Annotated in this window: 19 protein-coding genes; 12 read left to right on the forward strand and 7 right to left on the reverse strand. The window is 73.8% G+C overall.

All coding sequences use genetic code 11. The annotated features are described in order from the left end of the window. Nucleotides 1-13: 13 nt before the first annotated feature. The gene (locus OG898_RS21785) at nt 14-991 is read left to right on the forward strand and encodes a DUF3068 domain-containing protein (protein ID WP_266958764.1); all 978 of its coding nucleotides are present in this window, start codon (nt 14-16) and stop codon (nt 989-991) included. Here OG898_RS21785 and OG898_RS21790 read toward each other — a convergent pair. Next, nucleotides 981-3626: an ATP-dependent RNA helicase gene (locus OG898_RS21790; RefSeq protein WP_266958766.1), complete on the reverse strand. Its 2646-nt coding sequence runs from the start codon at nt 3624-3626 to the stop codon at nt 981-983. The two genes, OG898_RS21785 and OG898_RS21790, sit on opposite strands and share 11 nt — an antisense overlap. Before the next feature lie 4 nt (nt 3627-3630). Continuing rightward, a complete protein-coding gene (locus OG898_RS21795; RefSeq protein ID WP_250745000.1) occupies nt 3631-4479 on the reverse strand; it encodes a class I SAM-dependent methyltransferase in 849 nt (282 codons plus the stop codon). Nucleotides 4480-4837: 358 nt separating this feature from the next. On the opposite strand from OG898_RS21795, the gene rpsA reads away from it, so the two are divergent. The 4 genes from rpsA (at nt 4838) to OG898_RS21815 (ending at nt 8721) form a co-directional block, all read left to right on the forward strand. Then, entirely contained in the window at nt 4838-6355 is a 1518-nt protein-coding gene (gene rpsA / locus OG898_RS21800) for a 30S ribosomal protein S1 (protein WP_266876946.1), read from the forward strand. A 216-nt stretch (nt 6356-6571) separates the two neighbouring features. Beyond that, nucleotides 6572-7510: a PAC2 family protein gene (locus OG898_RS21805; RefSeq protein ID WP_250752979.1), complete on the forward strand. Its 939-nt coding sequence runs from the start codon at nt 6572-6574 to the stop codon at nt 7508-7510. Between the two features lie 134 nt (nt 7511-7644). After that, on the forward strand, nt 7645-8259 hold the full coding sequence (coaE, locus tag OG898_RS21810; RefSeq protein ID WP_266958769.1) for a dephospho-CoA kinase: 615 nt from the start codon (nt 7645-7647) through the stop codon (nt 8257-8259). Nucleotides 8260-8325: 66 nt separating this feature from the next. Continuing rightward, on the forward strand, nt 8326-8721 hold the full coding sequence (locus OG898_RS21815) for a tetratricopeptide repeat protein (protein ID WP_266958771.1): 396 nt from the start codon (nt 8326-8328) through the stop codon (nt 8719-8721). A gap of 6 nt (nt 8722-8727) precedes the next feature. On the opposite strand, the gene OG898_RS21820 is transcribed toward OG898_RS21815, so the two are convergent. Beyond that, complete coding sequence (locus OG898_RS21820) at nt 8728-8991, reverse strand: DUF6343 family protein (protein WP_250752987.1); 264 nt, start codon at nt 8989-8991, stop codon at nt 8728-8730. 70 nt (nt 8992-9061) lie between these two features. After that, a complete protein-coding gene (locus OG898_RS21825; RefSeq protein ID WP_266958774.1) occupies nt 9062-9691 on the reverse strand; it encodes a hypothetical protein in 630 nt (209 codons plus the stop codon). Nucleotides 9692-9864: 173 nt separating this feature from the next. Between OG898_RS21825 and OG898_RS21830 the strand changes: the two genes are divergently transcribed. From OG898_RS21830 to OG898_RS21840, 3 genes are all read left to right on the forward strand, one after another. After that, nucleotides 9865-11160 (forward strand): helix-turn-helix transcriptional regulator, encoded by a 1296-nt coding sequence (locus OG898_RS21830; RefSeq protein ID WP_266958776.1) that lies wholly within the window; start codon nt 9865-9867, stop codon nt 11158-11160. Nucleotides 11161-11383: 223 nt separating this feature from the next. Continuing rightward, complete coding sequence (locus OG898_RS21835) at nt 11384-14263, forward strand: DEAD/DEAH box helicase (protein ID WP_266960369.1); 2880 nt, start codon at nt 11384-11386, stop codon at nt 14261-14263. After that, complete coding sequence (locus tag OG898_RS21840) at nt 14260-15468, forward strand: SWIM zinc finger family protein (protein ID WP_267039174.1); 1209 nt, start codon at nt 14260-14262, stop codon at nt 15466-15468. The genes OG898_RS21835 and OG898_RS21840 overlap by 4 nt, the downstream gene beginning before the upstream one ends. Here the strand turns inward: OG898_RS21840 and OG898_RS21845 are convergent. Next, complete coding sequence (locus OG898_RS21845; protein WP_250753003.1) at nt 15449-15997, reverse strand: hypothetical protein; 549 nt, start codon at nt 15995-15997, stop codon at nt 15449-15451. The two genes, OG898_RS21840 and OG898_RS21845, sit on opposite strands and share 20 nt — an antisense overlap. 163 nt (nt 15998-16160) lie before the next feature. On the opposite strand from OG898_RS21845, the gene OG898_RS36280 reads away from it, so the two are divergent. Further along, nucleotides 16161-16865 carry a chaplin gene (locus OG898_RS36280; RefSeq protein WP_323184883.1) on the forward strand — a complete coding sequence of 235 codons (705 nt, stop codon included), beginning with the start codon at nt 16161-16163 and terminating at the stop codon, nt 16863-16865. Here the strand turns inward: OG898_RS36280 and OG898_RS21860 are convergent. After that, entirely contained in the window at nt 16858-17541 is a 684-nt protein-coding gene (locus OG898_RS21860) for a DUF2293 domain-containing protein (protein ID WP_250753008.1), read from the reverse strand. The two genes, OG898_RS36280 and OG898_RS21860, sit on opposite strands and share 8 nt — an antisense overlap. A 140-nt stretch (nt 17542-17681) precedes the next feature. On the opposite strand from OG898_RS21860, the gene OG898_RS21865 reads away from it, so the two are divergent. Next, the gene (locus OG898_RS21865) at nt 17682-18071 is read left to right on the forward strand and encodes a cupin domain-containing protein (protein WP_250753011.1); all 390 of its coding nucleotides are present in this window, start codon (nt 17682-17684) and stop codon (nt 18069-18071) included. Between the two features lie 42 nt (nt 18072-18113). Here OG898_RS21865 and OG898_RS21870 read toward each other — a convergent pair whose 3' ends face one another. Continuing rightward, entirely contained in the window at nt 18114-19559 is a 1446-nt protein-coding gene (locus tag OG898_RS21870) for a WGR domain-containing protein (RefSeq protein WP_250753014.1), read from the reverse strand. 92 nt (nt 19560-19651) lie between these two features. Here OG898_RS21870 and OG898_RS21875 point away from each other — a divergent pair, with 92 nt between their 5' ends. Together OG898_RS21875 and OG898_RS21880 are read left to right on the forward strand one after the other, a co-directional pair. Continuing rightward, nucleotides 19652-20347, forward strand: coding sequence for a uridine kinase (locus tag OG898_RS21875; protein WP_266958780.1), 696 nt, complete (start codon nt 19652-19654; stop codon nt 20345-20347). Nucleotides 20348-20582: 235 nt separating this feature from the next. Further along, nucleotides 20583-21230, forward strand: a complete 648-nt coding sequence (locus tag OG898_RS21880) for a hypothetical protein (protein WP_266958782.1) — start codon at nt 20583-20585, stop codon at nt 21228-21230. The last annotated feature ends 11 nt before the right edge of the window (nt 21231-21241 follow it).

Consider the following 21241-nt stretch of genomic DNA (forward strand, 5'->3'; position numbering starts at 1 on the left):
GGAGGGCCCGGCCATGCGACGCAGAGCAAGCCTCGTCCTGCTAGCCGTAGCCGTGTTCTGTGCAGCCCTCGCACCGCTGCTGCGCTGGTACGCGTACCCCAGGCTCGCGAAGATCCCGCCGAGCCAGTACCAGGAGATGGTGCTGGAGGCCAAGGACGCGACCCTCGTCGACTACGCCACGCTGCAGCCGAGGAAGGTCGACAAGGTCACCATCGTCCAGACCCTCAAGGGCAACGTCGAGGCGTCGAAGGAGATAGAGGCCAGCGCCGGCAAGGACGTCGTGGTCTGGGACACCTTGACCTACATCATGGACCCGGACGGGAAGATGGTCTCCCAGATCCCCGAGCGCTACATCTTCGACGCCCACAGCCAGGACCCGGTGCACGCCACCGGCGAGGCCGTGGACGGGGATCCGGTCAAGCGCGAGGGCATCGAGTTCAAGTGGCCGTTCTTCACCGAGCCGCGCGACTACCTCTACTTCGACGCGCAGACCCGCACCTCCTCGCCCATCCACTACGTGGGGCCGCGCAAGTTCAAGGGCGTGGACGTCTACTACTTCGAGCAGACCGTGCCGTGGACGAAGGTCGGGCTGCCGAAGAAGATGCCCATCGACGCCATCGACCCGGCGACGTTCGAGCAGACCACCGGAACCAGCCTCTGGTACACGACCAAGGCGATGTTCTGGGTCGACCCGGTGACCGGGGCGCCCGTCAACGCCGAGCAGGAGATCCAGCAGGAGATGCGCGGCGGGACCATCGCGGGCAGCGCGCCCGACGGGAAGCTCACCGTCTTCGCCGGGCACGTGAAGATCCGCGAGGACTACAGCGACTACACCGTCGACCTGGTCAAGTCGAACCGGACCATGGTCCTCGGGCTGCACACGTACGCCCCGATCGGGCTGGCGGCCGGCGGGCTCGCGCTCTTCGGGCTCGCCCTCTGGCTGGAGGCGCGCGGCCGGCGCCCCCGCCAGGAGGAGCCGTTCAGCGCTTGAGCCGGGCGTTGGTGTGCCGGGTGGGCTCGGCGGTCGCCGGGTCCTCGGGCCACGGGTGCTTGGGGTAGCGGCCGCGGAGCTCGGCGCGGACGGCGCGGTAGCCGCCCTGCCAGAAGGACGCCAGATCGGCGGTGACCGCGGCGGGCCGGCCGGCGGGCGACAGGAGATGGACGAGTACGGGGACCCCCGCGACCCGGGGGGTCTCGGCCAGCCCGAACAGCTCCTGGAGCTTGACCGCGAGGACGGGCTGCCCGTGCTCGGCGGCGTAGTCGACGCGGATCCGGGAGCCGCTCGGCACCTCGATCCGCTCCGGGGCCAGCTCGTCGAGCCGGGCGGCCTCGCCCGTGGCCCAGGGCAGCAGCCGGTTCAGCGCCTGCCCGGCCTCGATCCGCGCGAGGTCGCCGCGGCGGCGGGCCCGCGACAGCTCGGGCTCCAGCCAGTCGTCGGCACGCTCCAGCAGCTCCCCGTCGTCCGCTACGTCGGGCCAGGGCGGGCCGAGCGTGCGGTGCAGGAATCCGAGCCGGGCCCGGAGCGCCTGCGAGTCCGGGGTCCAGCGCAGCAGGCCGAGCCCCTCGGTGCGGAGTCCGTCGAGCAGTGCGGCCCTGACGAGGGCGCGGTCGGGGTCGCGCAGCGGGCGTGCGGCGAGCTCGATGGCGCCGAGCCGGGTGACCCTGCGGGCCACGAGGTCGCCGTCCTCCCAGTGCACCTCTTCGCCCTCGCGGAACAGGTGGCCCGCGGCCGTGCGGGCCGTGTCCTCGTCCAGGAGGGCGGCGAGCCGGACGCGGGCGGATGCCGAGTGCGGTGGCCTGTCGGCGACTGCGACGGCCAGCCAGGGCGCGCTGCGCATGCCTGACCCCTCGCCGAGCTCGGCCCCGGTCCCGGAGGCCATGAGGAAGGCCCCCTGGCCCTTGGCCCTGGCGACCCGCTCGGGGAACGCCAGTGCCGCTACGAGCCCGGCGGCGGCGTCGTCGGGTGCGGCGCCGCTGCCGGGGCTCCGCCCCGGACCCCGCTCCTCAAACGCCGGAGGGGCTGGATCTCGGCTGATGCCGCCTGCAGGGGTCCGGGGTGAAGCCCCGGTTTCGGGAAGGGGCGGGGTGGGGGAGAGCCCCGCAGGGTCCCGCTCCGCAGCCGCGCGCTCCAGGCGCTTGGCTTCCGCGCGCCAGCGCGATGCGTACGGGTCGCCGCCCGCGCGGGCCCGCCGCCAGGCCGCGGCCAGGTCGTCCCCGTACTCCCGCGGCGGCTCCTCGCTGAGGAGGGCCACCAGCTCCGCCGCCCGACGGGGCCCCAGCGCGGCGGAGCCGTCGAGCAGGGCCCGGGCGAGCCGCGGGTGCAGGCCGAGCCGGGCCATCCGCAGCCCGCGCGGGGTGGGCCGCCCCGCCGTGGACACCGCGCCCACCGCGAGCAGCACCTCCCGCGCCGCGGCCATCGCTCCGGCCGGCGGCGGATCGAGCAGGGCCAGGCCGGTCGCGTCCGGGTCGCCCCAGCAGGCGGCCTGGAGGGCGAACTGCGCGAGGTCCGCGATCCGGATCTCGGGGGCGGGGTACGCGGGCAGCCGCCCGTCCTCCGCTTCGGCCCAGCAGCGGTACACCGTGCCCGGGGCCTCGCGCCCGGCCCGGCCCGCGCGCTGGCGGCCGGCCGCGCGGGACGCCCGTACGGTGGCCAGCGCGCCCAAACCCCGGGCGTGGTCGACCCGGGGTTCGCGGGCCAGCCCCGAGTCCACGACGATCCGTACGCCGGGCACGGTCAGGCTGGACTCCGCGACGGCGGTGGACAGGATGACCCGGCGGTGGGCGGCCGGCGACAGCGCGGCGTCCTGGACGGCGGCCGGAGCGCGGCCGTGTATCTGGAGGACCTCCGCGTCGACCCCGCCGAGCTGCCCGGCGACCCGGGCGATCTCACCGACGCCGGGCAGAAAGCACAGGACGTCGCCGGAACGTTCCGCCAGCGCCCGCCGCACCACCGAGGCCACGTGCGTCAGCTGCGCCGGATCCACCCGCATCCCGTGCGGCGGCCGCACCGGGCGGGCCGGCGGGGCCCACACGGTCTCCACCGGGTAGGAGACGCCCGCAGCCTCCACCACCGGGGCACCTCCCAGCACCCGGGCCCAGCCGGCCGCGTCCGTGGTCGCCGAGGCCGCGAGGAGCCGCAGCTCCGGGCGCAGGGTCTCCCGTACGTCCAGGAGGAAGGCGGCGACCGTGTCCGCGTCCAGGTGCCGCTCGTGGCACTCGTCCAGGATGACGAGGTCGGTCCCGGACAGCTCCTGGTCCCGCTGGAGCCGCTGGAGCAGCACTCCGGTGGTGACCACCTCGATCACGGTGGACGGCCCGACCACCCGCTCGCCGCGCACCGTGAAGCCCACCGAGGCGCCGACCTGCTCGCCGAGCAGCCAGGCCATCCGGCGGGCCGCGGCGCGGGCGGCGATCCGGCGGGGTTCGGCGACCACGACCCGGCGGCGCGGCCCGCCCCCCACCAGCCCCGCCAGCACCAGCGGCACCAGCGTGGTCTTGCCGGTGCCGGGCGGGGCGCAGAGCACGGCGGCGCCGTGGGCGTCGAGCGCCGAGACGAGCGCGGGCAGGGCTTCCCGTACGGGAAGGGAGTCGAGGTCGGCCGTACGGACCGCGCGCTGTCCCGTCACCGGATCAGTCCCGCTCGCACACGAAGATCGCCGTACCGGGGATGAGGTTGCCGCGCAGCGGGGACCAGCCGCCCCACTCCTGGCTGTTCCACGCGGGCCATTCCGGCTCGACCAGGTCGAGGAGGCGGAAGCCGCCCGCGACCACGTCCCGTACCCGGTCGCCGAGGGTGCGGTGGTGCTCCACATATACGGCGCGGCCCTGCTCGTCCTGCTCGACGTACGGGGTGCGGTCGAAGTAGGAGGCGGCGACGGACAGCCCCTCGGGGCCCGGCTCGTCGGGGAAGGCCCAGCGGATGGGATGGGTGACGGAGAAGACCCAGCGGCCGCCGGGGCGCAGGACGCGGCGCACCTCGCGCATGACGTTCACGGGGTCGGCGACGAAGGGGACGGCGCCGTAGGCGGAGCAGGCGAGGTCGAAGGAGCCGTCGCGGAAGGGGAGCCTTCCGGCGTCGGCCTCGACCAGGGGAACGTCGTCGCCGATCCGCAGGGCGTGCTGGAGCTGGCGGTGGGAGAGGTCCAGGGCGACGGGGCGGGCGCCCTGGGCGGCCAGCCAGCGCGAGCACTGGGCGGCGCCGGCGCCGATCTCCAGGACGTCCTTGCCCTTGAGCGAGGCGACGGGGCCCAGCAGGGCGGCCTCCGCCTCGTCCAGGCCCTCGGGTCCCCAGACGAAGCGGTCGTCGCCGAGGAAGGCTCCGTGCTCGCTCTGGTAGTCGTCGGCGTTGCGGTCCCACCAGCCCCGGCTCGCCCGGCTGCTCTCCGCTTCCCCCGCGTCACGCCGCGTGGCCTCGGAATCGTCCTCGGCGGCGGATCCGGCTTCGTACGCCTCTTCGGGGGCGCAGTCCTCTTGGTTCATGGGGCCCGTCGTCGTAGTCTGCGAATGTCTGCGGAAAGCGGGCTGGAAGGGCCATCGGCGCCTGCCCGCCCGCTAATTGTGCCGGTTGTGCGGTGATCCGCCCGAGGTGTGCGCCTTCGCGCATTGACCCTGTCCGGCTGCCCCCGTATGCTACAAGTTGCGCTGCGAGCCTGTGCTCCTCAGACCTAGCAGGCTGCGCTTGTATCTGTTGATGTCCCCTCGGTTTTCGAGGCCCCCACCCCGCATTTCGCGGAACTGGGGCTTCCTTGGCTGTCCGGCTTCTTCGGCAGATGCCGATAAGGGCTCCCGGCGTAGCAGTACCTACGACTTTCTGTCCGTAACCGGAGCCCTTACCCACATGACGAGCAGCACCGAGACCACCGCCACCACTCCGCAGGTTGCGGTCAACGACATCGGTGACGAGGCAGCGTTCCTCGCCGCGATCGACGAGACGATCAAGTACTTCAACGACGGCGACATCGTCGACGGCGTCATCGTGAAGGTCGACCGTGACGAGGTTCTCCTCGACATCGGTTACAAGACCGAGGGCGTCATCCCGAGCCGCGAGCTCTCGATCAAGCACGATGTCGACCCGAACGAGGTCGTCAAGGTCGGCGACGAGATCGAGGCCCTGGTTCTCCAGAAGGAGGACAAGGAAGGCCGTCTGATCCTGTCCAAGAAGCGTGCGCAGTACGAGCGCGCCTGGGGCACGATCGAGAAGATCAAGGAAGAAGACGGCATCGTCACCGGTACCGTCATCGAGGTCGTCAAGGGTGGTCTCATCCTCGACATCGGCCTCCGTGGCTTCCTTCCGGCTTCCCTCGTCGAGATGCGTCGCGTCCGCGACCTCCAGCCCTACGTGGGCAAGGAGCTCGAGGCCAAGATCATCGAGCTGGACAAGAACCGCAACAACGTGGTCCTGTCCCGCCGTGCCTGGCTCGAGCAGACCCAGTCCGAGGTTCGCCAGACGTTCCTCACCACCCTGCAGAAGGGTCAGGTCCGCTCCGGCGTCGTTTCCTCGATCGTCAACTTCGGTGCCTTCGTGGACCTGGGTGGCGTCGACGGTCTCGTCCACGTCTCCGAGCTGTCCTGGAAGCACATCGACCACCCGTCCGAGGTTGTCGAGGTCGGCCAGGAAGTCACCGTCGAGGTCCTCGACGTCGACATGGACCGCGAGCGTGTCTCCCTGTCGCTGAAGGCGACGCAGGAAGACCCGTGGCAGCAGTTCGCCCGGACGCACCAGATCGGTCAGGTCGTCCCGGGTAAGGTCACCAAGCTGGTTCCGTTCGGTGCGTTCGTCCGCGTGGACGAGGGCATCGAGGGTCTGGTCCACATCTCCGAGCTGGCCGAGCGCCACGTGGAGATCCCGGAGCAGGTCGTCCAGGTCAACGACGAGATCTTCGTCAAGGTCATCGACATCGACCTCGAGCGTCGCCGGATCTCGCTGTCGCTGAAGCAGGCCAACGAGTCCTTCGGTGCCGACCCGGCGTCGGTCGAGTTCGACCCGACCCTGTACGGCATGGCCGCGTCTTACGACGACCAGGGGAACTACATCTACCCCGAGGGCTTCGACCCCGAGACCAACGACTGGCTCGAGGGCTTCGACAAGCAGCGCGAAGCCTGGGAGGGCCAGTACGCCGAGGCGCAGCAGCGCTTCGAGCAGCACCAGGCCCAGGTCATCAAGAGCCGCGAGGCCGACGAGGCCGCCGCTGCCGAGGGTGCGGCCGCTCCGGCCGCGGGCAGCAGCAGCAGCGCCGGTGCGGGCATCTCGGGTGGTTCGTACTCCTCCGAGGGTGCGGACGAGACCTCTGGCGCCCTGGCGTCCGACGAGGCCCTCGCCGCGCTCCGCGAGAAGCTGGCCGGCGGCCAGAGCTGATCGCAGCAGCACGGTGTGAGCCGAGCTGATCTTCACCGGTAAGGCCCGTCCCCTCTGGGGGGCGGGCCTTACCGCGTTGTGCGGCCGTGCCGCGGGTTCCGTGCTCCTGTGAACCATGCCTCGTGCACACCACCTCGTGAATACCGTCAACTGGGGAATGGTCACGGGGCCTTGAGCGTTCTTGCCAGAGAACGCGGCGGAGGAGGAGTGGTGGCGGTGCTTGATCCACAGGGTTTGTACGAATGGGACGCCAAGGGCCTGGCGGTGGCCGACCTGGCGCTCGCCCAGGACTCGGCCGGGCTGGTCATGCTCTACCACTTCGAGGGGTACATAGACGCGGGCGAGACCGGCGAGCAGATCGTCGAGCGGCTGCTCGACACGCTGCCCCACCAGGTCGTGGCCCGGTTCGACGCGGACCGCCTGGTGGACTACCGGGCGCGGCGTCCGCTGCTGACCTTCCAGCGCGACCACTGGACCGAGTTCGAGGAGCCCCTGCTCGAGGTGCGCCTCGTCCAGGACGCCACGGGCGCGCCCTTCCTGCTGCTGTCCGGCCCCGAGCCGGACGTGGAGTGGGAGCGCTTCGCCGTCGCCGTCCGGCAGATCGTCGAGCGCCTGGGCGTGCGGCTCTCCGTCAACTTCCACGGCATCCCCATGGGCGTCCCGCACACCCGTCCCGTCGGCATCACCCCGCACGGCAACCGGACCGACCTCATGCCGGGACACCGCAGCCCCTTCGACGAGGCCCAGGTCCCCGGCAGCGCCGAGTCGCTCGTCGAGTTCCGCCTCGGCCAGGCCGGGCACGACGTGCTGGGCGTCGCCGCCCACGTACCGCACTACGTCGCGCGCTCCCCGTATCCCGACGCCGCACTGACCGCCCTGGAGGCGATCACCGCCGCGACGGGGCTGGTCCTGCCGTCGGTCGCGCACGCGCTGCGCACCGAGGCGCACCGCACGCAGACGGAGATCGACCGGCAGATCCGGGAGGGCGACGAGGAGCTGGTCAGCCTGGTGCAGGGGCTGGAACACCAGTACGACGCGGCGGCCGGCGCCGAGACCCGGGGCAACATGATCGCGGAGCCCGCGGAGATTCCGTCGGCGGACGAGATCGGCCTCGAATTCGAGCGGTTCCTGGCGGAGCGCGAGGGCGAGGGCTGAGGCACGGGCCTACGGGCCTACGGGTCTACGGGCCTGCGGTGCCTGCCGCCCGTCGGGGCCTCCGGCGGGGGTTCCGGTCGGGTCCGGTCGGGGGTCTGTACGGAGCCCAGGGCTCGGGGGCTAGTCTGCCGGGCATGTTGAAAGTTGGCCTGACAGGCGGAATCGGCGCCGGCAAGAGCGAGGTCTCGCGGCTGCTGGCGGGGTACGGGGCGGTCGTCGTGGACGCCGACCGGATCGCGCGGGAGGTCGTGGAGCCGGGTACGCCCGGGCTCGCGGCGGTGGTGGCCGCCTTCGGGGAGTCCGTACTGACCCCGGAGGGCGGGCTGGACCGGCCCAAGCTGGGGTCGATCGTGTTCGCCGACCCCGAGAAGCTGCGGATCCTCAACGGGATCGTGCACCCGCTGGTCGGGGCCCGGTCCGCCGAGCTGGAAGCCGCCGCGGGGGCCGACGCCATCGTGGTGCACGACGTACCGCTGCTCGCGGAGAACGGGCTCGCGCCGCTGTACGACCTGGTCGTCGTCGTGGACGCGGCGCCCGCCACCCAGCTGACCCGGCTCACGGCCCTGCGGGGCATGGAGGAGTCGGAAGCCCGCGCCCGGATGGCCGCGCAGGCCACGCGGGAACAGCGGCTGGCCGTGGCCACGCTCGTGATCGACAACGACGGGCCGCTGGAGGCGCTGGAGCCGCAGGTGCGCAAGGTGTGGGATGAGCTCACCGCGCGGGCGGCGGGGCCTGATGCGGGGGCGTGACGTGTTCACGGAATAGCGGGCGGTGCGGGGGGCGTTGAACGCGCCTGTAGAGGGAAGGAACAGACCGTGTCCGACACCACGCCGCAGCTCCCGCCGCCGTCGCGGTCCTCGTCGCCCGAGACGCACGTCATCGACTACCGGGCCGCGGAGCAGCTCCTCGCAGCGCGCGACCCGCGCGGTGCGGTGAAGTTGCTCGACTCGGTCATAGCCGCCCACCCGGAGAACACGGCGGCCCGGCTGCTGCGCGCCCGGGCCTTCTTCGCCGCCGCCCAATTGCGGCCGGCGGAGCTGGAGTTCGAGATCGTGTTGGAGCGGGAGCCGGACAACGCGTTCGCCCACTTCGCGCTGGCCCGCACCCACGAGCGCGCCGGCCGGCCGGACCAGGCCCGCAAGCACTTCCGCCTCGCGGCCGCCCTGGACCCCCAGCCGGACTACCTGGCGGCGGCCCGCTTCGAGAAGTAGCCCGGCCTAGTGGCCGGGGGGCTCGTACGGGGGGATGTCGCGCCCCGGCTGGTAGTGCGGGCCCTGGTGGATGTGGCGGAGCACCACGGCCAGGTCCACGGCCGCGAGCACGGCGACGGCGGCGCAGGCCGCGGCCCATCCGGGCCGGGCGGCGAGCGAGAACGCCGCCGCCCCGGCGCCGGACCAGACCATCCCCCACAGACTCAGCCAGAAGCGCAGCCGCAGCGCGCTGCGGGCGGTCACCGGCTCGTTTCCGGTGCGCACGGCCATCACCGCCTCGACGTGTCGCCCACCCGGGCTCCCCCCGTCCCTTCCATCGTCCCACCGGGGGCCCGGTGCGTCAGGGGTTGAGCTTGTTCACGGCCTTGACGGTCGTCTTCTTGAAGGCCGGGACGGGCGCCTCGTTCAGGTATCCCATCTGCCCCCACTTCACGACCGTCACGGTGGTGCCGTCGCGGCCGATGCCGTACAGGTGGACCCCGGGCTCGGATTCCGGCATGGAGGTGTGCACCCCGTAGACGTGTGCGCCTTCCTCGACGGTGAGCTTCCCGTAGTCCTGCCAGGAGGCCGTACCGCCCGGGGTCTTGCGCAGCCAGTCGGCGGCGCAGGCCGCGACCTTGCGCTCGATGGCCGCCGCGAGCTTGACGGCCGCGGCGTCGGAGGAGGTGCGTACGGACACCTGTACCGCGCCCGTGTCGAACTCGGTGGAGAAGTCGCGGTACCAGCTCCCGGTGGCGGGGAGGACGCCCTCCACGCAGAACGGCGCGAACTCGGGCAGCCCCTTGGTGACCTTCCCGGCGAACCAGGCGGAGCCGGGGTGCGGGGGCAGGTCGGTGCCGGCCAGGAACCCGGGCGCGGTGACGGCGGCCGTCGAGGTGGTGGAGGCGGTGAGGACGAGGGCGGTGGCGGCGGCCGCGGTGGCCGCGAGGGCGGCGGCGGTGCGGGCGGTGCGGGCGGTGCGTCGGAACATGGTCGGTTCTCCCCGTGTGGTCCGTGTGGTCCCTGTAACCAGTGTCATCCGTGACGGTGTCGCGGTGCTTCTGGAAAGGCTGTACCCCGGCTGGGGCCGGGGCCGACGGTTCGGGACGAACTCGGGACAATGGAACGGCCGTACGCACCCCCAGCTGCGGGAACATCGTTGGCATGGAACGGAACTCCGGGACGGGGAGATCGGCCGAGGCGCAGGCGTTCGCGCGGTCGATGAGGGAACTGAAGGAGCGGAGCGGGCAGAGCTACGGGACCCTTGCCCGCGTCCTCCACACGAGCACGTCGACCCTGCACCGGTACTGCAGCGGTGAGGCGCTGCCCGCGGAGTTCGTGGTGGTCGACCGCTTCGCCCGGGCCTGCGGGGCGCTGCCGGCGGACGCGGTGGAACTGCACCGGGCCTGGCTGCTGGCGGACGCGCGGCGGCGGGCGGGGGCGGTGGAGGTGGAGGTGGCGCCGCCCGTGGACGAGGGGGACCGGGAGGCGGAGGCCGCGGACATCGGTGTTCCGGACGCGGACGCTCCGGCGCCGCGCCGGACCGGGCGTCGCCTGCTGCTGGCCGGGGTGGCGGCGGCCGCCGTCGTGGCCCTCGCGGTGGGCGTCGGGTGGCTTCCGCAGACGGACCGGACCGGCCCGACGGCGGCTCGCGGTACGGCCACGCCCACGGCCACGGGCGGGGGCGGGGCCACGGGGACGGGACCGGCGACCGGGCCGACGGCCTCGGAGGCCGCGCCGGAAACACCGACCGGCCCCGCGGCGACTCCGGCGGAGAGCGGCACGCCGGCGGGAGCGACGGGAACACCGACGGCTCCCGCGGCCACGGGCGGCCCCTCACCGGCCTCCACGCCCCTGCGCGCGGCCGTGCGGTCGCACGTGTGGGCGGCGGGCTGCGACCACGCGTACCTCGCCGAGCAGGCTCCCTCGGCGGTGCCCCCGCCGCCCGTGGAGGCGGACGCGCCCGCGTGGGCGGCCGGGCGGAAGGCCGTCCACGCGGGGACGCAGATCGTGGAGGTCACCCTGCTGGGCACGGGTCCGGACCCGGTGGTCCTGGAGGACCTGGAGGTACGGGTGGCCGGGCGGCGGGCCCCGCTGCGGTGGAACGTGTACGAGATGTCGCAGGGCTGCGGCGGAGGGATCACCCCGGCCGCGTTCACGGTCAACCTGGACGCGCCGCGCCCGCAGGCGCGGCCGGTGGCCGGCAACGACCAGGGGGAGAAGATCGAGGCCCCCGCCTTCCCGCTCAAGATCTCCGCCACCGAACCGGCCGTCCTGCGGGTGGTGGCGAGCAGCACCGGATGCGACTGCGACTGGTACCTGGACCTCCGCTGGAGCGCCCCCACCGGCTCCGGAACCCTCCGCCTCGACGAGTCCGGCCGCCCCTGGCGCATCTCCGCCGCCTCCCCGGACCGCCCGGTCTACGGCTACGCCCACGAACGCGGCCGCTGGAGCCGCTGACCTCCGGCACCCCGGAGGCCACCGCGGGCCCGCCGGACGCCGGGCCGCCGATCCGCCGGGTCGCGGGGCGTCGCCGGGTTCCAGGGGCTTCGGAAACGCGCAGCTCAGCGGCATTGTCAGTGGCCCCGCCTAGACTCGACGGCAGACGGGATGCGTCTGGACGTGAAGGTGTCCGGGGAGACCCCGGAGGCTGTGGAGACGGGGAGAGGGGGACGCGATGGCCATGCCCGGGACGCGGCACGCACCGGCGCAGCCGTTCGTGTCCGCTCTGCCGCGGCACGCCGCCGTGTTCCTGCCCGCCGCCGTGCCCCGCGAGAGCCGCATCGCGTTCTGGGCCCCCGACGGGGACGCCCTGCCCGCCGAAGGCGTCCCGGCCACGCTCCAGGTGGTCCGTCCCCATGGCGAGGGCATCCGTACCCGCACGGTGCCCGCCGTCACGCTGACGGTCACCGCCGCCCTGCCCCTGCTCGTCCGCGCGGCCCGCGCACTCCGCGGGCCCGCCACGCATCCCGCGACCCGCGCCTGGGGCACCGCCGCCGTCCAGGCGCTGTCCCTCGTCGCGCGGGGCCGTCTGCTGCCCGGGCTGACCCCGGACGGGGTCGACGCCTGGCGGGCCGGGCCCCTGGACGCCGAGGACATCGCGCATCTGCGCGCGGTCGCCGCCGCCCTGCCCCACGAGGGGTACGCCACACCGCTCGCCGGACGCCGCCCGCTCCACCTGCCCGAACCGGAGGCGCTGGTCAGGGCGTTCCTCGACGCCGTCGCCGACAGCCTGCCCCGGACCCCCGCGGCGCCCTTCGCCGCGGGCCGGCCGTTCGCGGCCCGTGAGCCGCAGCAGGTCCCGGGGATACGGGACTGGGCCGCGCAGGTCGCCTCGGGCGCGGACACCGGGGTCGGGATCTCGCTCCGCCTCGACCTGTCCTCCTTCCGCCTCTTCGACGAGGCCGAGAGCGGGACCGAGCCGGGGGAGGACGTGCGCCGCGCCGGGGCCGCCGTCGTCCAGGTCCACAGCCTCGCCGACCCGACCCTGGTCACGGACGCCGCCATGCTCTGGGCGGGCGCCGCCGCGGCCGGGTTCGGACCCCGTGCCCGGATCGATGCCGTCCTCGCGCTGCGCCGGGCGGCCCGGGTCTGGCCGCCGCTGCTGCGGCTGCTGGACCAGCAGGTCCCCGATGTGCTGGCCCTCTCGGACCCCGAGCTCGAAGACCTGCTGGGCCGGGCGGCGACCCGGCTCGCGGAGGCCGGAGTCCTGGTCCACTGGCCGCGCGAGCTGGCCCGTACGCTCACCGCGACCGCCGTCGTACGGTCCACCGCGCCCGGTTCCGCCACCGACGGCACCGCGTTCTTCGACGCCGAGCACCTCTTCGCCTTCTCATGGGAGCTGGCGCTCGGCGGCGACCGCCTCACCCCGGGGGAGATGGACGCGCTCGCGCAGGCCCACCGGCCCGTGGTGCGGCTGCGCGACCAGTGGGTGCGGGTCGATCCGGAGCTGGTGCGCAAGGCGCGCAAGCGGGAGCTGGGTCTGCTGGACCCGGTGGACGCCCTGGCGGCCGCACTGACGGGGACGGCCGAGGTCGAGGTCGACGGGGAGTCGGTGGCCGCGGTCCCCGTGGGGGCGCTGGCCGCCCTGCGGGACCGGCTGACCGGGGAGCTGGCCCCGCTGCCCCAGCCGGCCGGGCTCAAGGCCACCCTGCGCGACTACCAGGCCCGCGGCCTGGCCTGGCTCGACCTGATGACCTCGCTCGGACTCGGCGGCTGCCTCGCCGACGACATGGGCCTGGGCAAGACCGTCACCCTGATCGCGCTCCACCTGCACCGCGACCGTCCCGAGCCGACGCTGGTGGTCTGCCCGGCCTCGCTGCTGGGCAACTGGCAGCGGGAGATCGAGAGGTTCGCCCCCGGCACGCCGGTGCGCCGCTTCCACGGCGCCGGCCGCAGCCTCGACGGACTGGCCGGCCGACCCGCCGGGGGATTCGTCCTCACCACCTACGGAACCATGCGCGCGGGAGCGGCCCGGCTGGCCGAACAGCCCTGGGGCATGGTCGTCGCGGACGAGGCCCAGCACGTCAAGAACCCGCACTCGGCGACCGCGAAGGCGCTGCGCACGATCCCGGCGCCCGCCCGGGTGGCGCTGACCGGCACCCCGGTGGAGAACAACCTCTCCGAGCTGTGGGCGCTCCTCGACTGGACCACGCCCGGACTGCTCGGCCCGCTCACCGCGTTCCGGGCCCGGCACGCCCGGCCCGTGGAGCACCAGACGGAGGAGGACGGGGGCAACGAGGCGGCGGTCGCCCGACTGGCCGCGCTGGTCCGGCCGTTCCTGCTGCGGCGCAAGAAGTCCGATCCCGGGATCGCGCCGGAGCTGCCGCCGAAGACGGAGACCGACCACCCTGTGTCCCTCACCCGCGAGCAGGCCTCCCTCTACCAGGCGGCGGTCGACGAGGCGATGGCCGTGATCGGCGCGAGCGAGGGCATCGAGCGGCGCGGCATGATCATGAAGCTGCTGGCCTCGCTCAAGCAGATCTGCAACCACCCCGCCCAGTACTTGAAAGAGGCGGAGCCGCGGATCGCGCACCGCTCCGGGAAGCTGGCCCTCCTCGACGAGCTGCTCGACACGATCCTCGCCGAGGGCGGCTCGGTCCTGGTCTTCACCCAGTACGTGACGATGGCCCGCATCATCGAACGCCATCTCACCGCGCGCGGGATCTCGCACCAACTGCTCCACGGGGGCACGCCCGTTCCCCGCCGCGAGGAGCTCGTGGACCGCTTCCAGGCGGGCGAGGTCCCCGTGTTCCTGCTCTCCCTCAAGGCCGCGGGCACCGGCCTCAACCTCACCCGCGCCGGACACGTCATCCACTACGACCGCTGGTGGAACCCCGCCGTCGAGGAACAGGCCACCGACCGCGCCTACCGCATCGGCCAGACCCAGCCCGTCCAGGTCCACCGCATCATCGCCGAAGGCACCGTAGAGGACCGGATCGCCGAAATGCTGGAGGCGAAGCGGGCACTGGCCGACGCCGTCCTCGGCTCCGGCGAGACGGCACTGACCGAGCTCACGGACCGCGACCTGGCCGACCTCGTCTCCCTGCGCAGGCCCGTATGATCACCGCGCGCGACGACCGCCGCCGCACCTTCGAGACCGTGCCGCCGGGGCTGGAGGCCGTCAGCTGGTGGGGCCGGGCCTGGGTGTCCGCCCTGGAGGCGGTGGCCCACGACGGAGCCCGCCTGACCCGGGGGCGGACGTACGCCGCCGAGGGCCACGTCGACGCCGTCACCATCACGCCGGGCCGGATCGTGGCCTACGTACGGGGCAGCCGGCCGCGGCCGTACCGCACCGAGCTGTCCCTGCCCGCCCTCTCGGACGCCGAGTGGAGCGAGCTGCTGGAATCGGTGGTGGCCGATCCGACGGCGCTCGCCGCGCTGCTGGAGCGGGAGGTCCCGGAGTCCCTCTCCGAGTCGGTCCTGCCCGGTGCGGGAGAGCTCGTGCCGCGCTGCTCCTGCCCGGACGTCGGGCGTCCGCCCTGCAAGCACGCCGCCGCCCTGTGCTACCGCGCGGCCCGCCTCCTGGACGCCGATCCCTTCGTCCTGCTCCTGCTGCGCGGCCGCGGTGAGCGGGAGCTGCTGGAGGAGCTCACCCGGCGCAATGCCGCCCATGCCGCGCGCGAACAGCCCGATGAGGCACCGGACTTCCCCGGCGTCCCGGCCCGTGCCGCGCTCGTCCGCACCGTCCTGCCGCCGCTGCCCGCTCCGCTGGCGGCGCCCTCCGCCGCCGGGATGCCGCCCGCGTACCCGGCCGACCCGGCGGCACCGGACCCGCTCGCCCTGGACCAGCTCGCCGCGGACGCGGCCGCCCGCGCCCTGGCGCTGCTGCGCACCGCCGAGGATCCGATGGCCGGGCTGAGCCGCTGGCAGGACGCCGTCCGGCTGGCCTCGGCGCACCCCACGGCCGGGCTCACCGGCGCCGCCCGCGCCCTCTACCGCGAGCTGGCCCGCGCCACGGGCCGCAGCACCACCGACCTGGCCCGGGGGGCGGCCGCCTGGCGGCAGGGCGGTCTGCCCGCCCTGCTCACCCTCGAAGAGCCCTGGGACCCGCCCGCCGGCCCCTTCGACCGGGCCCGCCCGGCCCTCCTCGCGGCCGCCCAGGGCTCGTTCCGCCCCGACCGCAACCGGCTCACGGGCTCCTCCCGGCAGCTCCGGCTCGGCCGGGACGCCCTCTGGTACTCCTACGAGAACCGCCTGGGCGACGACGACTGGTGGCCCACGGGCCGCCCCCCTTCCCCGGACCCGATCACGGCCCTGCTGGGCTGAGCCCGGCCGCCCAGCGCTCGAGGGTGGCGAAGTCCTGTGGGCGCAGGCCGTGGCGGGGGTGGATGCGCAGGAGCAGGGCCGGGGCCGGGTGGTGGGCGGTGACCCAGGCGCGGTCGCGGGGCGTGATCATGTCGTCGACCCAGGCGAAGGGCCTGCCGGCCGCCCATTCCAGGAGGGGGCGGGTCTTCCAGAAGAGGCCGTCGGGGTCGCGGGTGAAGGGTTCCGGCCATTCGATGACAGGAAGATCGGCGGGTAGTCCGATGTGCGGGGAGATCAGCGTGTTGGCCTCGTGCGTCCAGGCGGTGGCCCAGGCGAGCTCGTACGGCAGGGCCAGCAGCCGGGCGCCGTGGGCCGGGTGCAGGCGCACCCGCAGGCCGCGCCTGGAGCGGCGGGATTCCGGGGCGTCGCGGTAGGACAGCCAGATGCTCGGACGCATCCGGTGGCTGGTGTATCCGCGGAGACCTGCGAGGCGGGACCGGAACGGATTGAGGGGGCCGTCCACGTCGAGGAGGAGCAGCGGGCGAGTCATGAAGTAGGGATTACCCAGTACACGATGGAGTGAAATGCCTACCGGCGCTATAACCCGAATGGGGTTACGGCGTTGTTTCCGGTACGGGTGCACAGCCCGTGGACCCTTCCGGAAGGCAGGAAATCTGATGCGTCACAGTCGTCGGAATGGCTTGATCGCGGCGGTGGTTGCGGGGGGTGGACTCGCGGTCGCGGGTGCGGGCGGCTTCGCCTTCGCCGACGCGGAGGCGGGCGGACAAGCCGTGCGCTCGCCGGGGGTGCTGTCGGGGAATCTGCTGCAACTGCCGGTGCACACCCCGGTGAACGTGTGCGGGAACACCGTGAGCGTGGTCGGCGTGCTCAACTCGGCCGCCGGGAACCGCTGCGTCAACGCGGACCGGGGCGCCGGGAAGCAGGGCGAGCCGGGTCATCCCGGGCCGCGGTCGTCGGACCCCTCGCACCCCTCGAAACCCGGCGCCGGAAACGGTGCGGGGAACGGCGGTCAGAGCGGGCACGGCGGCCCCGGACGGGGTGCGGTGGCCGAGGGGGGCGGAAAGGATTCTCCGGGGCTGCTGTCCGGCAACGGGCTCCAGCTCCCCGTCGAGGTGCCGGTCAACATCAGCGGCAACTCGGTGAGCGTCGTCGGCGTCGGCAACGCCTCCGTGGGCAACACCTCCGTCAACGGCTCCACGCCGGTCGTCGGCAAGCCCGTCCAGCCGCCGGTCCGGCCGCCCGTCGCCGTACGGCCGGTCACCCCGCCGGCCCCGCCCCGCAGCCACCCCTCGGCGCTCGCCCACACCGGGGCCGAGGGCGCCGGCTACCTGCTGTCCGGCGGCGGCGCCATGCTGCTCGGCGGCGTGCTGCTCTACCGCCGGTTCCGGCTCAACTAGCCTGAGTGGGCGTGTTGGAGGCGTCGGAAGCCGCCCGCCAGCCGTCCAGGATCGCGTCGATCCGGGGCGCCAGCCGGGCCCGGGCAGCGAACCGGGGCACGCCCCCCATCAGCAGGGAGTCGTACTCGGTGTCGAGGTGCCGCACAGCCGCCCGTACCGCCGCGTACACGGCCGGCGGGTCGAGGGCCCGGCCCGCCGCGCTGCGGCCCACCCGGCCGCTGCCCCGCACCGAGGCGTGCGCGGCGATGGCCCGGGCCCGGTCGGAGGGGCACCCGGGGAACAGGCGCAGGATCTCGGCGGCGAAGGCCGCCGTGAACCGGGTGTCCTCGGCCGCCCGGCGCAGCCGGTCGCGCTCCCGGCGGCGGGCCCGCGCCTCGGCGTCCGCGAGGCAGGCGCGCTCGGCCCGGGCCAGGGCGGCGTCCTCGACGAGGATGCCCATGCGCTCGTAGCGGCGGCGGCGCCGGTGGAAGCGGACCACGACGGCGGACAGCGAACTGGCTTCGTGGGCCCGGCGGGTGAGGGCGGTGTCGCCGCGCGGCAGGTAGACGAGGTGTCCGAGGTCGGCGCAGTCCAGGCAGCGGGGCACGCCGGTTTCGCGGACGAGGCGGCGCAGTGGTCCCTGTCTGCACTCCGCGCAGTGGATCTGCTTCGTCGACTCGAAAACGACCAGGCTCATGGCGAAGTGATACCGCCGTTCAGGCCGTATATCACCTTGTACGTATGGATACTTGCGGTTTCACAGAGTCTTCCCTGACCTCATGGTGTCCTCCTACCGTGAGTCGAGTGGGCCGCGTCCGGTCCATGGAGGAGGGAAACATGGCTGGACGGCAGGCGACGGTCGGGCGCCCGAGGACTGCGGGCCGGCGCCCGAAAGCGGAGGTGGCCTCCGACCTCGTGGTGAGAGAGGTCGAGATAGAGCCCGGCGGCTGCACCGGCTGGCACTACCACCGCGTGCCGCTGATGGCGGTGGTCAAGTCCGGCACCCTGACCCGGATCCTGAGCGACGGCACGGTCGAGGTGCATCACACCGGCACCAGCTTCGTCGAACCCGCCGGGCGGCGCCACGTCCACCTCGGCCGCAACTTCGGCACCGAGCGGGTCGTGCTCTGCGTGACCGCCGCCCTTGCCGAGGGCGACCCCTTCGCGCTTCCCGCGGAGGCCCCGCCGGGGGCCACGCCCTGCGCGTGCCCCACGCGGACGCGGTGAGGGCCGATGCGGTGACCCCGCCCCCGTGAACCGGGGCACCGCTCAGACGAGTCGGCGGATCTCCCCGCGCACGCGGTAGAAGCCTCCGGCCGCCGGGTGCAGGCCGTCCACCACGTACCGGGCTCCGGGCTCCCGTATCCCGCGCGGGAACTGCACGTTCCAGGAGGGCTCGAACCCGCCCGACACCACCTGTACGCGCATCCGCTGGCCCTGCTGCACGCACTCCACGACCACGCCGCCCGCGGGCACCGAGGCCACCGACACCGTCGCCACCGCGGCGGGCGTGGCGGCCGGGGTGAAGACGGGCAGGGCGGCGGCCGACTTCACGTCCACGGCCGTCGGCACCGACCCCTCCCGGGCGGCCGCGATCGCGGCCTCGCTCGCGTCCACGCAGACCAGCGAACCGTCCGTGGTCACCAGGTACAGCCGCTCGTCCAGATACTGCATGGACAGCGCGGCCCCGCTGCCGGTGCCCAGCTTCCACAGCCGCCGCCCGTCGGCGTCGAAGCAGTACACGGACGACGCGAGGTCGCCGGCGAAGACGTGCCGGCCGTCCGGCGAGGTCGCGCACGAGTAGACCGCGGCGTCGCACCGGTACGTGGCCTCCAGGGCGCCCGTCGCCTTCGACAGCCGCTGCACGGTGTTGCGGCCGGTTCCCGCGTACACCGCGTGGTCCTCCTGCCAGCCGAACAGCACCGACCCGTCGGTCTGGGTGTGCCACAACTCCCGCCCGCCGTCCGGGGCGTAGGCCGTGACCCCCTTGCCGTGGCCGTGGTAGACCGCCCGCTCGTCCGCACGCACCATCCAGGCGTTCGTCCCGGCCGAGCGCCGCGACCACTGGAACTCGTCCTCGTGGTCGATGACCGTGAGCCCGCCGTTGCGGTCGGACACGTTCAGCACGCCCTCGCGGATGTCCAGCCAGAAGATGTCCACGTCGGCCGCGATGTCGTACGCCCCGAACGGCACCTTCGAGGACAGGTCGTACACCGTGCCGTCGTCACAGCCCGCGTAGATCCAGAACTCGTCCGCCACCAGGCACTTCACCCCGTCCGGCAGCGAGTACCGGGCGAGCACCTCGCCCTCGTGGCTCACCGTGTAGACGTCTCCGGCCTGGTTGCCGACCCAGCAGCGGTCCTCGTCCACGTGGATGCCGAAGGCGGAGGACCCCGTACGGAACCGCCACAGCACCGGGGCCACCGCGCGTGCGGTGGACGGGGTCGAGGTCACCTGGCGGCGCGTCACCGACCGGGCCGCACGGACTCCCCGCACCGCCGGGGCGTAGCCCTTGCGGACCTTCTCCCCGACCTTCTTGGCGGCGGCGGCCCGCGCCTTCTCGATGGTGGGGAAGGAGGAGCTCTGCAACTGGCCGTCCGCGCCGATGCGGCCGTACCGCACCGAGACGGAGGTCCCGTCGACGGTGACCTCGTAGAACTTGTGGGCACCGCCGTCCTCCTGGGACAGCTCCAGATACGTCGTCTCCCGAGCCATGACAGACCCCTCCCCAAGGCCGGGCCGCCGGTCCCCTGTGCGCCGGTGATCCCTCCTGAAAAACGTTAGGCGGCACCACTGACAATGGGCTGGTGCAGCTGGAAGCGATCACATGGCAGCGGATGGCCGAGCGGCTCGCCGGTCACCTCGACGACGACGACGAGCAGGGCAGCGGCAAGGGCGGAAGCGGCGGCGAGGACGGGGGCGGCCCGGAAGGCCGATGGCGGCGGGTGGGCATCGACGGAGCGCCCGCCGCCCGCACCGGCGTGCTCGCCGCGGAGCTCGCCGACGCGCTGCGCCTGCGCGGGCGTTCGGTCCTGGTGGTGGCGGCCGAGGGCTTCCTGCGCCCGGCCTCCCTCCGCTTCGAGTTCGGCCGCGAGGACGTGGACTCCTACCTCGACGGCTGGTACGACACGGCCGCGCTCTGGCGGGAGGTCTTCGGCCCGACCGACCCCGGCGGCACCGGCCGGGTGCTGCCCGACCTCTGGGACCCGGTCACCGACCGGGCGACCCGCAGCCCCTACGCCGAACTCCCGCCCGGCGGCGTGCTGATCGTGCACGGCCCCATGCTGCTGGGCCACTGGTTCCCCTTCGACCTCAGCGTCCACATCGGGCTCTCCCCGGGCGCACTCGCCCGCCGCACCGAGGAGCCCGCCCGCTGGACCCTCCCCGCCTTCGCGCGCTACGAGGCCGAGACCGGCCCGGCGGACCGGGCCGACGCCCTGGTCCGGGCCGACGATCCGCGCCATCCGGCCTGGACGGGCCTGCGCGGAGGGCGCACCGGCTGACCCCGCGAGGCTACCGCCAGGCCGCCGCGCGGACCTCGGCGCGCACCTCTGCGCCGCCTCCGGGTACACCTCCGCGAAACCCCGCCCCGTCACGGAGGTCCGGGAACCGCAACAGAGGGATTCCGGCACGGTGACGATCGGTTCCGGCCATCGCTCCGGCCGGAACCGCGCGCTACGTTGACGGCACGCTACGACGGTGGCCACCCCGGTGGCGCCTTGGCAGAGGGAGAAGGCGATGCGGTCAATGCACGGACGCGGCACGGTGGTTCGGGACGCGAGACGGATGCGCACCCAGGCGGCGCTCACCGCGCTGGCCCTGTGCGCGACCCTGGCCCTCACGGCATGCAACGGTGACGACGAGACCGGCGCGGCGGGCACCCCCGCGAGCCCCTCCGCCGGTGCGACGGCCACGGGCGCCGCCTCCCCGTCGGCCCCGGCGCCGGCCTCCTCGGCCCCGTCGAAGAAGCCGGCTCCCACCACCCCTTCGACCGTCACCCCGGCGGGTACGAAGAAGCCGCCGGCGCCCGGTTCCACCTGCGACCACAAGATGCCGATCTCGCCCGACGAGGTCGCCGTCTACCGCTACACCCCCGAGGGCGGGGTCCACAGCCTGATCGTCAAGCACGGCAACTGGGGCTGCGCCGCCCCCGGCATGGATGCCGCCCCCTTCGACACGGTGGGCAAGGAGACCTTCCTCAACATCGCCGAGGACGCGAAGATCACCGTGGTCACCCCCGTCATCGACAGCCCGCTGAGCCAGCCGATCACCCTCCAGCAGCTCATCGACTGGCTGATCGCCCACCCGAACCAGGGCCGCGTCTTCCGCTACCACCTGGACGGCGCGGGCGTGATCGACTGGATGGACCAGCAGTACACGTCGTAACACCCGCCCGC

The organism is Streptomyces sp. NBC_00193 (assembly GCF_026342735.1).
Taxonomy (GTDB): domain Bacteria; phylum Actinomycetota; class Actinomycetes; order Streptomycetales; family Streptomycetaceae; genus Streptomyces; species Streptomyces stoeckheimensis.

Excerpts from the sequence above, each read along its gene's own strand:
- OG898_RS21845 (WP_250753003.1), bottom strand. The coding sequence starts at position 15,997 with ATGACTCGCCCGCTGCTCCTCCTCGACGTGGACGGCCCCCTCAATCCG.
- OG898_RS21820 (WP_250752987.1), bottom strand. The coding sequence starts at position 8,991 with ATGGCCGTGCGCACCGGAAACGAGCCGGTGACCGCCCGCAGCGCGCTG.
- OG898_RS21865 (WP_250753011.1), top strand. The coding sequence starts at position 17,682 with ATGGCTGGACGGCAGGCGACGGTCGGGCGCCCGAGGACTGCGGGCCGG.
- OG898_RS21830 (WP_266958776.1), top strand. The coding sequence starts at position 9,865 with ATGGAACGGAACTCCGGGACGGGGAGATCGGCCGAGGCGCAGGCGTTC.
- rpsA (WP_266876946.1), top strand. The coding sequence starts at position 4,838 with ATGACGAGCAGCACCGAGACCACCGCCACCACTCCGCAGGTTGCGGTC.
- OG898_RS21860 (WP_250753008.1), bottom strand. The coding sequence starts at position 17,541 with ATGAGCCTGGTCGTTTTCGAGTCGACGAAGCAGATCCACTGCGCGGAG.
- OG898_RS21840 (WP_267039174.1), top strand. The coding sequence starts at position 14,260 with ATGATCACCGCGCGCGACGACCGCCGCCGCACCTTCGAGACCGTGCCG.
- OG898_RS21870 (WP_250753014.1), bottom strand. The coding sequence starts at position 19,559 with ATGGCTCGGGAGACGACGTATCTGGAGCTGTCCCAGGAGGACGGCGGT.
- OG898_RS21825 (WP_266958774.1), bottom strand. The coding sequence starts at position 9,691 with ATGTTCCGACGCACCGCCCGCACCGCCCGCACCGCCGCCGCCCTCGCG.
- OG898_RS21785 (WP_266958764.1), top strand. The coding sequence starts at position 14 with ATGCGACGCAGAGCAAGCCTCGTCCTGCTAGCCGTAGCCGTGTTCTGT.
- OG898_RS21835 (WP_266960369.1), top strand. The coding sequence starts at position 11,384 with ATGCCCGGGACGCGGCACGCACCGGCGCAGCCGTTCGTGTCCGCTCTG.
- coaE (WP_266958769.1), top strand. The coding sequence starts at position 7,645 with ATGTTGAAAGTTGGCCTGACAGGCGGAATCGGCGCCGGCAAGAGCGAG.
- OG898_RS21795 (WP_250745000.1), bottom strand. The coding sequence starts at position 4,479 with ATGAACCAAGAGGACTGCGCCCCCGAAGAGGCGTACGAAGCCGGATCC.
- OG898_RS21880 (WP_266958782.1), top strand. The coding sequence starts at position 20,583 with ATGCGGTCAATGCACGGACGCGGCACGGTGGTTCGGGACGCGAGACGG.